Below are 15,121 nucleotides of genomic sequence, written 5' to 3' on the forward strand. Positions count from 1 at the left end.
ATTTCATTACTTAAGGAGTGAACAGCCTTGTGCGGAATTACAGGCTGGCTGGACTGGACACGGGACCTTTCCGAATCCGGCCCTGTCATTGATAAAATGGTTGAGACCCTTACTCCCCGCGGTCCTGACGCCTGCGGGAAATGGCTTTATCCCGAAATTGCTTTGGGCCACAGCAGACTGGCGGTTGTGGACATTGAAGGAGGCAAACAACCCATGACCCGCTGGCGCGGCGGCTGGGCCTATACGATTACTTATAACGGGGAACTCTATAACACAGAGGAAATCCGCCAGGCTCTCTCAGTGAAAGGATATTCCTTTCAAGGACATTCCGATACGGAAGTCCTGCTTCTGTCTTATCTGGAATGGGGCGTGGATTGTGTTCAGAAACTCAATGGTATTTTCGCGTTTGCAATCTGGGACTGCCGGAAAAAAACCCTTTTTTTGGCCCGGGACAGGATGGGCGTAAAACCGCTGTTTTATTATCACAAATACCCGTCGTTTATTTTCGCTTCAGAGCTGAAGGCTTTACTTGCCCATCCGGACATCCCCGCAGTCATCGACCACGAAGGACTCGCCGAACTTTTGATGATTGCCCCGGCCAGGACCCCCGGTTTTGGTGTGATTAAGAACATTTGTGAACTAAAACCGGGATACGCGATGCTTGTTAAGTATGAGGGAATCAGACAGTGGCCCTACTGGCAGCTCGAGAGTAAACCTCATACAGATGATATCCGGACAACGGTTCACCATGTCCGCGAGCTGGTCATCGATGCGATTTCCCGTCAGCTTGTCTCCGATGTTCCGCTCGGGACTTTATTGTCCGGAGGTCTGGATTCGAGTATCATCACGGCTATTGCTGCCAAGAAGTATCAGGCTGAAGGGAAAACCCTCCCTACATTCTCGATTGACTACATCGCCAACGACAAATATTTTCGAGCAAATGACTACCAGCCGGACCCGGATGCTCCTTGGGTGCATAAAATGGCCAATTGTTTCCATACCGACCACCATGATCTTTTCCTGGATACTGCAGAAGTGGTTGAGACCTTAACAGACGCTGCCGCAGCCAGGGATCTGCCCGGCATGGCCGATGTTGATTCTTCGCTGCTCCTGTTCAGCCGGAAAATCAAAGAATCTGTAACGGTCGGACTTTCCGGGGAATGCGCCGATGAAGTTTTTGGCGGATATCCATGGTTTCACCGGAATGATCTTAAAAACGCAGATACCTTTCCTTGGTCTACCAACCTTCAAGCCCGCCTCCAGATCCTATCCCCGGAAATTCTTCGGATCCTAGCACCTTTAGACTATGTAAGAGAGCGTTACCAGGAAGCTGTTTCAGAAGTCCCTATTTCGGGGAACGCCAAAGAAAATAGCGATAAACGGATCAGTTACCTGACTTTGACTCGCTTCATGCCCACTCTGCTTGACCGCAAAGACAGAATGACGATGGCCTGCGGCCTTGAAGTCCGCGTACCTTTCTGTGACCACCGGATTGTTGAATATGTCTGGAATATTCCGTGGGAAATGAAGTACTGGCAAAACCGCGAAAAAGGCCTTTTGCGGACCGCCCTGGAAGGCATCCTTCCTGAAGATGTTCTATGGCGGCGCAAAAGCCCCTACCCCAAAACCCATCATCCGCAATTCCTGGAAATGGTCACAGGCAGGCTCCGTACGGTTCTGGAAGACTCCGCCTCACCATTGCAAGATTTAGTGAATAAAAAACAGCTTCAGAACTTACTGGCCAACCCATCGTTCGACGCCAATCAACCGTGGTTCGGTCAGCTGATGGATACACCGAGACTTTTTGCCTTTTTGCTGCAGCTGGATTTCTGGTTTAAAAAATATAAGATTAGTATCATCTGATCTTTAGCGGAAATTATACAAATCCCGTATTCGGCATAGGATCGCTTAATATACGCAAAATTTAACGTCATGTAGCCTATCCGCGGCCAAGCGTAGCCCGGATGGCGAAGCGCGGCTGTTTGTGCCAGGGAGGGCACAACAGCCGAAGAGCGGTTAGGCTACATGACGTAACCCCAAATATTGTGTTAACAAAATAATTAACTGCCCCGCGGAGAATATTCGCTTTATTCCTCCGCCGAGGCAGTTTGGCTTTTTCTTACAAATTCAATTACTTTTTCATCATCCTCTTCACCGATGACATTCGTAAGCAGGAAGTCAAGCCCAGGCAGTGAGGTCTTGGGCCTGGTCTCACCGGTCCGCAGCAATTCTTCCATGCGTACGAGATCAAAATCCACCTCAGGTCTGGGATTTCCCCTACTCTGAGGAATACCGTCCATTAACGGCCGCATGACTTTTTCATCCGCAGCAGCAATCGTGCTGTAGCCCAGTTCCTCCATGGCGACCTCATGCATGACCGGGCTTTGACCGGCACTTTTATCAAGCCGCAGAACGTTATTTTGCCTTGCGCCATGATCCTGAGAATTCCGGGCTTCATTGTTTTGAACAATCGCCGTTTTCAGGGCATTTTTGACAAAAGCAGACCGTTCCTCCGGAGGGATCTGGGAAAGAACCCTCCAGAGCTCAAAATCTTCATTTTCAGAAATATAAAGTACAAGATGACCTGTTGTTTTCATTATTCAACATTTACTTTCCTGGTAAGATTATTGACCAGGTTTGCGGCCATAATCCGGAAACCTGCTGCATTCCCAAACTGAGGATCATCAATCAAGACCTTATTTTCCAAATTCAAATATTCAAAGACCATTTCCCCGACTTTCCCGGCGACAAGAACTGTATGAATCCTGCCGGCCATCGGTTTCAATGTCTTCATAATCTCCCTGGAAATATCAGCGGCCAGCTGGGACAGCATCTTTTTCATGACAGGATTAAGGTCTATGGCTCCGTTGTTCCACGGATATAATCCTTTATTCACTCTGAAAATTTTATCAAGTTCCTTGTCATCCGTCTCGATCGGGTTGGTATGGTTCATGGTCATTTCTTTGAGCTTTTCAGCTACGCCGGCATACGCCCATTGCAGCCCCTTCTCGATGCTGAATGAATTCGGCGGATCAAGCATAATGCCATCGTAAAATGTGGCAATATCCGTCGTCCTGAAGCCAGGATCGATAACTACGACATAACCGCCCAAAAGCTTCGGATTGGTCGGTTTGCCGTCTTCAGTCAGTGTTTCCTTGATAAATACACCGTAACTTTGCGGCAGCACTCTTGAACGGAGAATGTTCATACTGCGCGTTTGTCCCTTGAATGGACCGGACAGAAAAGAGACAGAAAAAGAACCCTTTAATTCTGCCTCGTATTTGTCTTTCAGAGAAGCATAAAATTTGACAGGCACCCCGGTTCCGAGATAGATGTTCGTTTTGGGGTATGGCTGGGCTAAAGCTAAGCCAACGATCAGCAGAGACATCGCTTCTTCATCTGTAGATTTATCTTCATCCCAACAATAATGCGCTTCTTTGGGGTTCAGACTTTCAGCCAGGCTTCCCATAAAATAATGCCGTTCGACACCGCTGGAATTATTTCTGACAATGACATCAAGAGAAGCGATTTGTTTATCAATATCCGACCCTTTTTGAAGCTCAGTTCTGCCCAAGGTTGAGAAAATTCTCTCATTACCATTACAGATAACTGCAGGAAATAATATCTTCGTATCGCCAATATCGAGCTTTATGGCGCCAAAACCAGGATCTGCACCGGCAACCAGTATGTCGTTTTCGAACACGTGCTTTCCTCCTTATTCTACAAGAAATATGAATTTCCAAAATAATTCTATCATTCTATTCATTGTATATCAAAACAAAGTTCTTGGGAAGATTTTATACGATGCATTTTTTTGATTTTTTTGGTAACCGCATGGTATTTTCATCATTACTTCAGGAAATTGAGAATAAATTGCCTGAACAGGGAAAAAATTAATAGGGATATTGGCACGAAAGGAGCATAACTAATTGTTGATCGGTATTGTACGAACAATTATTCTTTATCTGATTATTGTTCTTGTCTTAAGAGTCATGGGCAAAAGACAAATTGGTCAGCTCCAGCCTTTTGAGCTTGTCATTATTTTGATGATTTCCGAACTTGCCGTTATCCCGAGCCAGGATTCAGGTATTCCACTGGTAGCAGGCTTGTTTCCGGTCCTGATCCTGCTTCTGCTTGGTTTGGCCATTTCGGAGATCGCTTTAAAGAGTGAAAAAGCCCGCGGAATTATCTGCGGTACACCAACGATTCTGATCAATAAGGGGCAAATCCTCGAAGCAGAGCTCCGAAAACTTCGTTATAATCTTAGTGATCTGCTCGAACAGCTGCGGGTCAAAAATCTTCCGAATATCGCCGACGTCGAATACGCGATTTTAGAGACCAATGGTCAGCTCAGTGTGATCCCTAAGACAGGCAAACGTCCTGTAAATCCACAGGACTTGAAGCTGCAGGTAACGTCTGAAGGCCTGCCTTTATCCCTAATTATGGACGGTAAGCTCCAGCACAAGAATCTAGAGAAATCAGGTGTAAATATTCAATGGCTGAATAAGGAACTAGCCAAAGCAAATGTCCCGGATATGAAGAGTGTATTTTTTGCGAGCATCAACTCCGAACGTAAGCTCTATATTCAGCAAAAAGCAAACCCTAAGAAATAATTCAACAAGCATTCCCTTCGGGGAAGGAGGAGACAGAATGCGTTCGACGCTTACCATCATCTTGGGTTTCCTAATTCTAATCGGATCGACCTTATGGGTGGCCGACAGAATCGATTCTACTTCCAGCGCTGTTCTGGATAATCTGGATCAGATTGAGCTTCTGGTTGCCTCTGACCAATGGGACGAAGCCTCCTTAAAGATACAGCAAACCTATGATCATTGGACCAAACTGCACGATTGGTGGTCCATATTTCTTAATCATGGTATCCTGAACAATATCGAAATTTCCTACAAACGCCTTTCCCAATACGTTAGATATAAAGAAAAAAGCCATTCCATGGCTGAATTGAATACCCTGATTTTCCTGTTACAGGAGGTCCCAAAATCTGAAACGCTGAAGCTCAACAACATTTTATAAAGGTTAAACAGGATCAGGTAGGTCGTAAAAAACTGCGGGGCTGACATATATGAACTGGCGTAGCTTTTTCCGGAAGTATATCCGGATTATCTCCATCAATGAGTTATTTGCGCTTAGCGGACAGGTTGCCTACTACATCATCCTGTCGTTTTTCCCGTTTGTTATTTTTCTTCTGACCCTGGTCGGTTTTCTGAACATCAGCAATGCTGAGTTTTTCGGCAGTTTTAAGTTCCTGCTGCCTACAGAAACCTTCCAAATGGTTGAAACCATTGTCAATGAGGTCTTCAGCGTCCGCAGCAGCCCTGCTTTGCTTGTCTTAAGCATGATTGGGGCTTTGTGGGCATCTTTGAATGGCATCAACGCCTTGATGAGAGGAGCCGGCAAAGCTTACGGTCTTCAGGAAACCTGGTCGTTTTTTCGTTTAAAACTTTCAGCCTTGCTTTTTTTTGTTATCGTTGCGCTGGCTATTGTCGGTTCATTCCTGGTATTAATCTTCGGCCAAAAACTGACCATTTTCTTTGTCTATCTTTTAGGGCCGGACAATATCTTTCCACTCATCTGGCAGAACCTTCGCCTGCTTATCCAGTTTATTTTTCTGATTATGATCTTCATCCTGTTGAATATCATCGCGACCCACAACAAATATCCGATCCGGAGTTATTTTACTGGCTCGTTATTTTCCGCAGGCGGATGGATTATTATTTCGCTGGCTTTTGCCTATTACGTGAATCACTTCAACAGCTATACACTGGCCTACGGAAGCATTGCAGGCATCATCCTTCTTCTGTTGTGGCTGTACTGGAGCTGTGTTATACTGCTGCTCGGCAGTGCGCTGAATGCTACGTTCATTGACAGGGTTAATTAAGCCCGGAAAAATCCAGCGTTGCAAAATAATCCTCAATGGTTTCGGCTCTTCTGATCATCTCAACCTGGCCGTCAGGTTTCAGAAGAAGTTCTTTTGATCTGAGTTTACCGTTATAATTAAATCCCATAGCATGCCCGTGCGCACCCGTATCATGAATCACCACGAGATCTCCGATATTCATTTTGGGCAAAATCCTGTCGATGGCAAATTTATCGTTGTTTTCACAAAGTCCTCCGGTGACATCATACTGATGATCCGGAACCATCTGTTCTTTTCCAACGACTGTGATATGATGGTACGCGCCGTAAATCCCCGGACGCATCAAATCAGACATGCTCGCATCGAGTCCGATGTAATTCTTGTAGATTTCTTTTTTGTGAAGCACTCTGGCGACCAAATAGCCATAGGGACCTGTGATCATCCGTCCGCATTCCATGGCTACCTTTAGCGGATCCAGTCCGGCCGGAACAATCATTTGTTCATAAACCTGCTTGATCCTTTTTCCGACATATTCCAGATCTACAGGATCCTGACCAAGCCTGTAAGGAATTCCGATTCCACCACCAAGGTTAATGATTTCAATCCGGACACCGAGCTTTTCTTTCAGTTCCACTGCAAGTTCAAACATCATCCGGGCCGTCTCTACAAAAAACTCCGGATCCAGCTCATTGGAAATCACCATGGTATGAATACCGAATCTTTCGGCGCCAAGAACTCTTGCTTTGGCATATGCTTCAAAAAGCTGCTCTCTTGTCAGTCCATATTTGGCATCTTCGGGTTTTCCGATAATCGTATTGCCTTCGCGCAGTGGACCGGGGTTATAGCGGAAAGAGATCATTTCAGGTATTCCGGCTTCCCTGCTCAGAAAGTCAATGTGCGTAATATCGTCCAGATTGATGATCGCTCCAAGATCCTTGGCCTTACGGAATTCGGCTGCCGGCGTATCATTCGAGGAGAATACAATGTTTTCTCCTTTCAACCCGGCCTTCTCGGCCAGAATAAGTTCCGGAAGAGAACTGCAGTCCGCACCGGTGCCCTCTTCGGCTAAAATCTTTAAGATATACGGATTCGGTGTGGCTTTTACGGCAAAATATTCCTTAAAGCCTGGATTCCAAGCAAAGGCAGCCTGAAGCCTGCGCACGTTCTTTCGGATTGCTTTTTCATCATAAATATGAAAAGGTGTTCCATACTCCTGGGCAATCCTTTCAATTTCCTGACTGGAAAAAGGCAGCGATTTATTCGACATGTCGTATCTCTCCTCTAACGGTAAATTGGCAGCAGCCTAAGCTGAAATTCGACGTATCAGAAAGCACTTGGCGTATTTCTGATACACTAAAAAGGTTTACGGACACTACCCGTAAACCTGAAAAATCCTATTTTACCGGCATATTAAACACCGGTAATCTGAAAGGTCCCGAATAGCGCTTCATTCCGTTCCAGAATGACAGTTTTATACTCTTTCAGTATAAACCCAGCCGGACACTTGGCCATCATCCGGCTTCGGCAGTGTTTCCTTTCTTTATTCGTCATGGACTGGCATCTCGGAATAATTACTCTTAAGCACTGCGCCTCTATCCCTAAAAATATTCAATTTGCTCAATTATTTTAGCACATCCGACAGAAAAAGACAACTTACGATAAAAAACAATTCCTATCTGGCCGTCTACACGCTTGACTAACAGATTGGAATATTTTCAATCTGATTAGACATTTTCTGATTGTTCTTCCTCAAAATACGTTGAAGCTTCTTCCTCTTCTGCCGTATGCTCCAGCGGCGGGAGATCCTGAATAGATTTCAGGCCAAAGTGGATAAGAAAATCTTCGGTTGTCCCGTAAAGGATCGGCCGTCCTGGACCTTCTTTCCGTCCTAAGTCTTTAACCAGTCCTCTTTCCACCAGCGTGGCCAACGCCCTGTCAGATTGAACGCCGCGGATAAAATCAATTTCGCCGCGGGTAATCGGCTGCTTGTAAGCAATAATCGACAGGACTTCCAGCGCTGCATTCGATAGCACCTGAGAAGGCTGTTTGTATAAAACTTCGATATAGCCGGCAAGTTCAGGCTTTGTTCCAAGCCGGAAGCCTTGTTCCAGCTCAATAAGCTCCAAACCGCTCGCAGAATCTTCATATCTGTCCCTCAGGACCTGCAGAAATTCAGGTACATGGTCGGCAGGTATCTCCAATAATTCTGCAATTTTCATCATGCATAAAGGTTCTTTGGCCACAAAAAGCAAAGCTTCCAGCGCCGCAATCTCCGTATCCTGAAACAGCATCATCCTGATTCCTCATTTCGAAAGTCCCAAGCTTTTTCAGTTGGGACTAAAAATATTTCATTGGCCTCCTCGCCTTGCTCCGCCCTGACTTTTCCTTCTTTCAGCAGTTCAAGCAAAGCAATAAAGGCTACCACAATTTCTACTCTCGACCCATATCTTAGAAGCTGACTAAACTTCAACCCTCTGGGATGCAGGATCATTCTGCGCATGATGTCACTCGTCATCATCTCCACAGGGATTTCCTCGACCTGCACATACTGGATATCCTCACCTTTTTCAACTCGCTCCAGAACCGATTGGAACGCTTTGAACAAATCCTCCATGACAATGCCCTGTAAAGGGTTCGGTGGTGGGATCCTAGAAAGGATCTCTTCCAGATCGATTTCCCGGAAATACTTGCTGCCCTGCGTTTCCTCCCTAGCGTTCAAAAACGAGGCAATACTTTTAAAAGCCCTGTAGGTAACAAGTCTTTCCACAAGGTCCTTTTTCATCTCTTCTTCCAGCAGCAGTTCCTCTTCGGTCTTTTGCGGTTTTGGCAGAAGTTGGCGTGATTTCAGGTACAACAAATGGGCCGCCAGCACCAGAAATTCCGAAGTCACTTCCATATCCAGCGCTTCCATTTGGCGGACAGTCGCGATGAATTGATCGGCAATAAGCGCGATGGGAATATCGTAAATATCAAGTTTATGCTCCTGGATCAGATGAAGGAGCAAATCCAGAGGACCTTGAAAATTCGGGATTTCGACATACGGTGCATGTTTTAGAGCATCATCCATCAGATCCCCAGCGCCGAGCGGACTTCCGCCATCGTTGCTGCAGCGGTAATTCCGGCCTTTTCTGCGCCCTCCTGCAGTACTTTTTCAACCTTGCCATCTTCATCCCAGAATAATCTTCTTTCCCGGTAAGGGGCAAGGACTTTATCGATATTCTCGGCCAGATACTTCTTACAGGCAACACAGCCGATTTTTCCGGCACGGCATTCTTCTTCGACCCGGTTCACATCCGGCGTGTAGATACGATGGAATTTGGAAACCACACAGACTTCCGGATGTCCCGGATCATCCTTACGGAGGCGCTCGGGGTCCGTGATCATCTGTTTGACCCTGACATTGATTTCTTCTGTTGAGGCTGTAAGCGAGATCGCGTTGTTATAGCTTTTGCTCATTTTTCGTCCGTCGACACCCGGCAGCAGCGGTACTTTGCCGATAAGGGCCTGTGGCTCGGGAAAAACGTTCCCATACAGGTAATTAAAGCGGCGTCCGACTTCCCGGCAAAGTTCGATATGTGGAATCTGGTCTTCTCCTACCGGAACGGCTTTGGCCTTGTAGACGAGAATATCCGCCGCCTGCAGCAAAGGATAACCGAGAAAACCATACGTATGCAGATCTTTGCCTTCATTTCCGAGCTGCTGGAGCTGATCCTTATACGTCGGCACTCTTTCCAGCCACGAAATCGGCGTGAACATGGAGAACAAAAGGTGAAGTTCCGCATGTTCCTTGACCTGGGATTGAATGAACACCGCGCTCTTTTCAGGGTCGATTCCAACACTCAGCCAGTCCAGCGCCATTTCCCTGATTAAGGCCTTAAGATCAAGTTTATCTTCATAACTCGTGGTCAGCGCATGCCAGTCGACAATACCAAAATAGCATTCATATTCATCCTGAAGCGCGGCCCAGTTTTGCAGAACGCTTAAATGTCCTATGTGCAGCGAGCCTGTCGGCCGCATCCCGCTAAAAATTCTGTTTCTCAAAGTCATTTCCCCCTTCAGCAATTGACACATTCCTTTTTATATAAGCGATGGGTTTAGCCGTTATTTATGCTTCTCTTTTTTTGAAGCAAGGTTTTAACATACCTTTTTTCTTCATCCGGAGTCCGGATTTTTCCTTCGAGCCAGGCCAGCCAAATTTGTTTCAGAATGCTGCCGATTTCCGGTCCTTCCCTGACGCCTAATTGCCGCAGATCTTTTCCGGTTGTTTTCATCTGGATTCCCTCGCGCAGCAAACAGTATTTTTTTAAAGGATCCGTGTAGGCATCATCACTGCCAAGAATATTAAACAACAATAACGGAACTCCTGCAAGTAATTCATCAACGTTTTTTATATCGTTAAGATCTGCCAATTTTAAGGCTTTCTTCAGCCGAAGGTATTCCAGCGTAATCTTTTTGAGAAATTTAGGTAAGTTCAGTCTGTCCAAAACCGCGGAAATCTCAGTACTGTCCAGATTTTTCAGGCTGAAAAGCCATCGTTCAGTCAATGACCTTTGCTCACCGACGGACTCTGCCTCCTCAAAATTCCAGGCATAGTCTGCTTGAAACCAGGCTTTGAAAACACCATTCCGTATTAACTCGCGGCCCATACGCTGAAATTTGGGTTCCTTATAGATCAGGATCAGTTCTTCCGTAAAACGATCCGTGCTGATTTTGGCAAAAACGTCTTCTTTTAAGGCGATCGGTATCGCATCTGACGTCACCTTGGCAAGCTTAAACTCATACCGAACGGCAAACCTTACCGCTCTAAGCATCCGGGTAGGATCGTCAATAAAGCTGAGGTTATGCAGGAAACGAATTTCCTTTTGCTGCAGGTCACGAAAACCGCCATAATAATCAATGACATCACCAAAACGGTCTTTGTTCAAACATAAAGCCATGGCATTAATGGTGAAATCTCTCCGCAGCAAATCCTCTCTGAGGGTTGACTTCTCCACAACCGGCAAAGCTCCGGGAAAATCATAATCCTCCCGGCGGGTTGAAGCAATGTCCAAATGCGTGCCGTTACTAAAAATCAGACTGGCTGTGCCAAAGGACCCATGCAAGACCAATTTGTCGCAAGCCAGTTTTTTACTCAGTATCCTGCCCAGTTCAATCCCATCGCCTTCGACAACAATATCTAGATCATGGTTCGGCATATTCATCAGTAAATCCCTGACAAAACCACCGACCAGATAGACCTGGTTCCCCATTTTCGAAGCGGCTTCCCGGATTGCCGCCAGATCATCCTGAATGTCCTGAGGAAGCGCTGCAATATGTCGCAGAATTTCTTCCCGTCTGGCCATGCTTCTGTCTCTGGCAAGCTCATTTAAGGTCGGCACGACGCTGCCATAAATAAGTCGCATCACATCGGATCTCGACACAATGCCGGTAAGGACCTCGTTTTCCACCACCGGGATTCTGCCGATATCATGTAAAACCATCAGCTTCTGGACCTCTTCCCAACATAAATCGGGTTGGACCGTGATTACGTCCCGGGTCATGAACCCCTTTACCGGAGCGTGCTGCAGCCCGTGTTTCAGGGCCTTGTCCACGTCCCTACGCGAGATGATTCCGACAAGTGTTTCATTCTGGACAACAGGCAGGCCGGTGTGCCCGTATTTCAGAAGCATCTTACCAACCTCTTCGATCGGGGTATCCTGAAAAACCGTTTTAACCGGATAACTCATAATATCACGTACAGTTATGGGTTTCTCCGCCCTTAGCTTAATTTCTTCTCGCAGCAGCCTGATAATATTATCAGTATTGCCATTTTTAATCACGGCTGAAGCAGCTTTTTCGTGGCCCCCGCCGCCAAAAGCCTGAACAATTTCATTGAGCGGCAGCTTGCTGCCTCCCCGTGCCCTGCCGACAAGATAGATCCGGTCCTCCATCTTCACGACGAGGAAAAAAATCTCCGCATTTTCAAATTCACTGATCCGGTGAGCAAGTAACGCCAGCCCTGAAAGATACTCCTTGCATTCGGCATAGGAGATAAAAACCGGCATTTCATGATATTTTTCAATTACGCCGTTGTCCAGCAATTGCTGAAATAAGTCCTTTTGCTCCATGGTAAGCGGTCTCTGCAGATACTCTGCCATAACGGCAAGCTCGGCCCCTTCTTCCAAAAGATAGGCGGCTGCCAGCAGATCCCTCGGTGTTGTGTTGGCAAAAAGCAGGCTCCCGGTGTCATCATAAATCCCCAGAGCCATTAACGTCGCATCAAAACTGGTCAGGTTAATGCCTCTTTGCTGAATCTGTTCGACCAGAATCGTTGTGCAGGCCCCCACCATTTCCACAGTCCGGTCCCGGCCATCCGGTTCAAGGACAGGATGATGGTCAATGATCTCAATCGGGATGGTCCGAAGCCTGTCCATAAGATTTTTATTGCCGATGGACCGTTCCATTTCCTGTGTATCCACGAGAATGATCTTTTCTACCTTGTCCAAGTCAATATCTTTGAAGCGGTAGTAGGGCAATTGTTCTTTGGCCAGCGCTAAAAACTCCTGTACATAAGAACCGTATTTGCCGTCGATCACCAATACAGCTTCAGGACATAGCTTTTGCGCTGCGGCCATCGCTGCAAGCGCATCAAAATCGAGAAATTGATGTGACAGGATAATGATCATCGCAGATTCTCCATCCATACCCTTTTCGCCGATAAATCCATACGTCTTTACTGCTCGGTAGCCTTGTTCATCTCACTCATCACCGCGTCAATTTCATTCTGTGTCATACCTTCTTTTTTCAGCCGATGATCAATCGCATCGACCCAGAACCCGCATTTGGCAGCCATTTTTTTGAAAGCTTTCCCATTCAGCTTGCTTCTATGGGAACGAGATTCAGCATTGGCCTGAACAATGTTGCAGATATACCTGGCTTTCAAGCAGGCAGCCTGGTCCATCTCGTTATACGTTTTGTTCAGCAGTTCAATCACACCGGTATAATAGGTCTTGAATTCTTCGAAAGCAATCTCTGTCTCCATTTGAAGGTATTCCTTCAATTTGGCCATTTTTTCGTCCATTGTACCCTCCTGGTTCTCCTCTTCAATAGGAATGATCTTTTTTGATCGAAATTCCTCAATTTCTTATATCCATTTATTATATAAGAAAATAAAGCATTTGGAAAATAAAAATATATTGAACCTGTTTGCCCAATTCTTATTGATTAATTTGCCAGGAGTGCCATAATGTATGAGGAAAAAGTTTATTGCCGAAGCCGTACATCGTGTACATCGAAGCAGAAAAGACGCAGAAAAAAGACGAAGGAGGCCTTTCTGCAATGGAATTCACACCTACTATGACACTGTCCGTTATCATCTTTGCGGCCGCCTATCTGCTCATCGTGACTGACAAGATCGACAGAGTGATCATCGCGCTCGGCGGCGGTGTTCTGATGGCGCTTACAGGGCTTTTAGACCACGAGAATCCTTACGAAGCCATCGACTTTAACACGCTTGTCCTGCTGATCAGTATGATGGTGATCGTCATAATCACCCAGCGCACCGGTGTATTCGAATTTTTGGCCATTAAAGTTGTCAAGCTGGCCAAAGGAGAACCCTGGAAAGTGCTGGTATACCTTTCCCTCATTACAGCGGTCGCTTCAGCCTTTCTGGACAATGTAACCACGATCCTGTTGATTCTCCCGATCACGCTGGATGTAACAAGGGAACTCAAGTTAAAGCCTGTCCCGTTCGTGATCAGCCAGATCTTTGCATCGAATATCGGCGGCACGGCAACCTTGATTGGCGACCCGCCAAATATAATGATCGGGACAAAAACGGGCTTAAGCTTTATGGATTTCATTATCAATGTTGCTCCAGTCATTGTACCTATCCTGCTTGTCACGATTGGCGTATTTCTACTGATTTACAAAAAACATCTCCATACGAGCGAGAAGAACAAGGAAAAGGTCCTGCTGTTCAACGAATACGAAGCACTCAAGGATAAAAAGCTCCTTACCCAATGCTTAGTTGTACTGAGCCTGACCATCCTGGGGTTTATTCTTCATGGGACCTTAAATTATCCGTCTTCGGTCGTTGCGATGACCGGAGCAGTCCTTCTTCTTCTGATTTCCAAAGTCAAACCTGAAAAAATATTGAAAGAAGTCGAGTGGAAAACGATCTTCTTCTTTGCCGGTCTTTTTATGCTGGTGGGTGGTTTGGAACGGACCGGCGTTTTGGAAGTACTCGCCAAAAGCATTGTACAGCAAACCCACGGTGACATGTTTTTACTTGGCATGGCCATTCTCTGGGTTTCCGCGATGGCTTCAGCCTTTGTCGACAACATCCCGTTTACCGCAACCATGATCCCGCTGATTCAGGATGTCGGCGTGCTGACTGGAATGAATATTACACCGTTATGGTGGGCCCTTTCGCTGGGGGCCTGTCTGGGCGGAAACGGCACCATTATCGGCGCAAGCGCCAATGTCGTGGCTTCCGGTATGGCAGAGGAAGCTGGATATAAAATAACCTTCGGCCAGTACTTTAAAGCTTGCTTCCCTGTAATGCTTATTACCGTCGCCATCAGCACGGTTTACCTCGTTCTGCGCTACTTGATTTAGCATGCAATTTGACGATATCTCTTATTTGAACTATTTCTATCTGTTAATGGAAGCTGCAGCTTTCTTAGCGATTAGTTGAGAAACCACAACACAGATCATTATCAAAAGAAACGGCACCGTTGCGAATACGATAAAGTACATTATCAAAGATGCCTCTTGGGCTATCAACATCCCTCCAGTCACCGGTGCGAAAGATCCGCCGAAACGCCCCACAGCATTGGCCCATCCTAATCCAGTTCCACGGAAGGCAAGTGGGTAACTGACTGATATGAATGTAAAGGTCAATCCCAATAACCCATACATACCAGCTCCAAGGACAAACAGAACAATTGATACCAGAATTGTATCTAGTTTCAGCATCAAAAGCAGAACAACAAGGGCAGGAACCGCTGCATATAAGGATAGTGTATCTTTAAGTCCAATTTTATTGGCTAACGGACCCGATAGAAGGATACCAGGTATTGACCCGAGGATGAAAGTGAAAAAAAAGAACATGAGACTGGATCCTAAGTTATATCCTGCACCCATCATCATTTTAGGCAGCCATGTTACTAAGCGGTAAATGATAAACATACATAGTGCCATGATTAACCAATATAAAATAGTATTCACAGCCATGCCGTTTCTAAATAGACTTAGGAATGATCC

General features: G+C 46.1%; 14 protein-coding genes and 1 riboswitch. Of the genes, 5 read left to right on the forward strand and 9 right to left on the reverse strand.

Features of this window, described 5'->3' with window-relative positions; translation table 11 throughout:
• The first annotated feature begins 27 nt into the window (after positions 1–27).
• A complete protein-coding gene (gene asnB, locus C1I38_RS09585) occupies positions 28–1,863 on the forward strand; it encodes an asparagine synthase (glutamine-hydrolyzing) (protein ID WP_119774899.1) in 1,836 nt (611 codons plus the stop codon).
• A gap of 224 nt (positions 1,864–2,087) precedes the next feature.
• Here the strand turns inward: asnB and C1I38_RS09590 are convergent, their stop codons facing one another.
• Together C1I38_RS09590 and C1I38_RS09595 are read right to left on the reverse strand one after the other, a co-directional pair.
• On the reverse strand, positions 2,088–2,597 hold the full coding sequence (locus C1I38_RS09590) for a hypothetical protein (RefSeq protein ID WP_119774898.1): 510 nt from the start codon (positions 2,595–2,597) through the stop codon (positions 2,088–2,090).
• On the reverse strand, positions 2,597–3,703 hold the full coding sequence (locus C1I38_RS09595) for a ParM/StbA family protein (protein ID WP_119774897.1): 1,107 nt from the start codon (positions 3,701–3,703) through the stop codon (positions 2,597–2,599). The genes C1I38_RS09590 and C1I38_RS09595 overlap by 1 nt, the downstream gene beginning before the upstream one ends.
• Positions 3,704–3,929: 226 nt before the next feature.
• On the opposite strand from C1I38_RS09595, the gene C1I38_RS09600 reads away from it, so the two are divergent.
• From C1I38_RS09600 to C1I38_RS09610, 3 genes are read left to right on the forward strand one after another with little or no spacing between them, the layout of a single operon-like run.
• The gene (locus C1I38_RS09600; RefSeq protein ID WP_119774896.1) at positions 3,930–4,613 is read left to right on the forward strand and encodes a DUF421 domain-containing protein; all 684 of its coding nucleotides are present in this window, start codon (positions 3,930–3,932) and stop codon (positions 4,611–4,613) included.
• 37 nt (positions 4,614–4,650) lie between these two features.
• Complete coding sequence (locus tag C1I38_RS09605; protein WP_119774895.1) at positions 4,651–5,031, forward strand: DUF4363 family protein; 381 nt, start codon at positions 4,651–4,653, stop codon at positions 5,029–5,031.
• A 49-nt stretch (positions 5,032–5,080) separates the two neighbouring features.
• Positions 5,081–5,896, forward strand: coding sequence for a YihY/virulence factor BrkB family protein (locus tag C1I38_RS09610; protein ID WP_119774894.1), 816 nt, complete (start codon positions 5,081–5,083; stop codon positions 5,894–5,896).
• On the opposite strand, the gene lysA is transcribed toward C1I38_RS09610, so the two are convergent.
• The 6 genes from lysA to C1I38_RS09640 all read right to left on the reverse strand — a co-directional run bounded on the left by lysA (position 5,889) and on the right by C1I38_RS09640 (position 12,935).
• Complete coding sequence (gene lysA, locus C1I38_RS09615) at positions 5,889–7,142, reverse strand: diaminopimelate decarboxylase (protein WP_119774893.1); 1,254 nt, start codon at positions 7,140–7,142, stop codon at positions 5,889–5,891. The two genes, C1I38_RS09610 and lysA, sit on opposite strands and share 8 nt — an antisense overlap.
• A 165-nt stretch (positions 7,143–7,307) precedes the next feature.
• Positions 7,308–7,478, reverse strand: a riboswitch (Lysine riboswitch).
• A gap of 121 nt (positions 7,479–7,599) precedes the next feature.
• A complete protein-coding gene (scpB, locus tag C1I38_RS09620; RefSeq protein ID WP_034382176.1) occupies positions 7,600–8,166 on the reverse strand; it encodes an SMC-Scp complex subunit ScpB in 567 nt (188 codons plus the stop codon).
• A complete protein-coding gene (locus C1I38_RS09625) occupies positions 8,166–8,942 on the reverse strand; it encodes a segregation/condensation protein A (protein ID WP_020491605.1) in 777 nt (258 codons plus the stop codon). The genes scpB and C1I38_RS09625 overlap by 1 nt, the downstream gene beginning before the upstream one ends.
• A complete protein-coding gene (gene trpS / locus C1I38_RS09630; protein WP_026156304.1) occupies positions 8,942–9,916 on the reverse strand; it encodes a tryptophan--tRNA ligase in 975 nt (324 codons plus the stop codon). The genes C1I38_RS09625 and trpS overlap by 1 nt, the downstream gene beginning before the upstream one ends.
• Positions 9,917–9,969: 53 nt before the next feature.
• A complete protein-coding gene (locus tag C1I38_RS09635) occupies positions 9,970–12,558 on the reverse strand; it encodes a CBS domain-containing protein (protein ID WP_119774892.1) in 2,589 nt (862 codons plus the stop codon).
• 29 nt (positions 12,559–12,587) lie between these two features.
• The gene (locus C1I38_RS09640) at positions 12,588–12,935 is read right to left on the reverse strand and encodes a hypothetical protein (RefSeq protein ID WP_119774891.1); all 348 of its coding nucleotides are present in this window, start codon (positions 12,933–12,935) and stop codon (positions 12,588–12,590) included.
• A 203-nt stretch (positions 12,936–13,138) separates the two neighbouring features.
• Between C1I38_RS09640 and C1I38_RS09645 the strand changes: the two genes are divergently transcribed.
• On the forward strand, positions 13,139–14,473 hold the full coding sequence (locus C1I38_RS09645) for an ArsB/NhaD family transporter (RefSeq protein ID WP_119774946.1): 1,335 nt from the start codon (positions 13,139–13,141) through the stop codon (positions 14,471–14,473).
• 36 nt (positions 14,474–14,509) lie between these two features.
• Here C1I38_RS09645 and C1I38_RS14375 read toward each other — a convergent pair whose 3' ends face one another.
• Entirely contained in the window at positions 14,510–15,085 is a 576-nt protein-coding gene (locus tag C1I38_RS14375; RefSeq protein WP_282432367.1) for an MFS transporter, read from the reverse strand.
• Positions 15,086–15,121 lie beyond the last annotated feature (36 nt).

The organism is Dehalobacter sp. 12DCB1 (assembly GCF_004343605.1).
Classification (GTDB): domain Bacteria; phylum Bacillota; class Desulfitobacteriia; order Desulfitobacteriales; family Syntrophobotulaceae; genus Dehalobacter.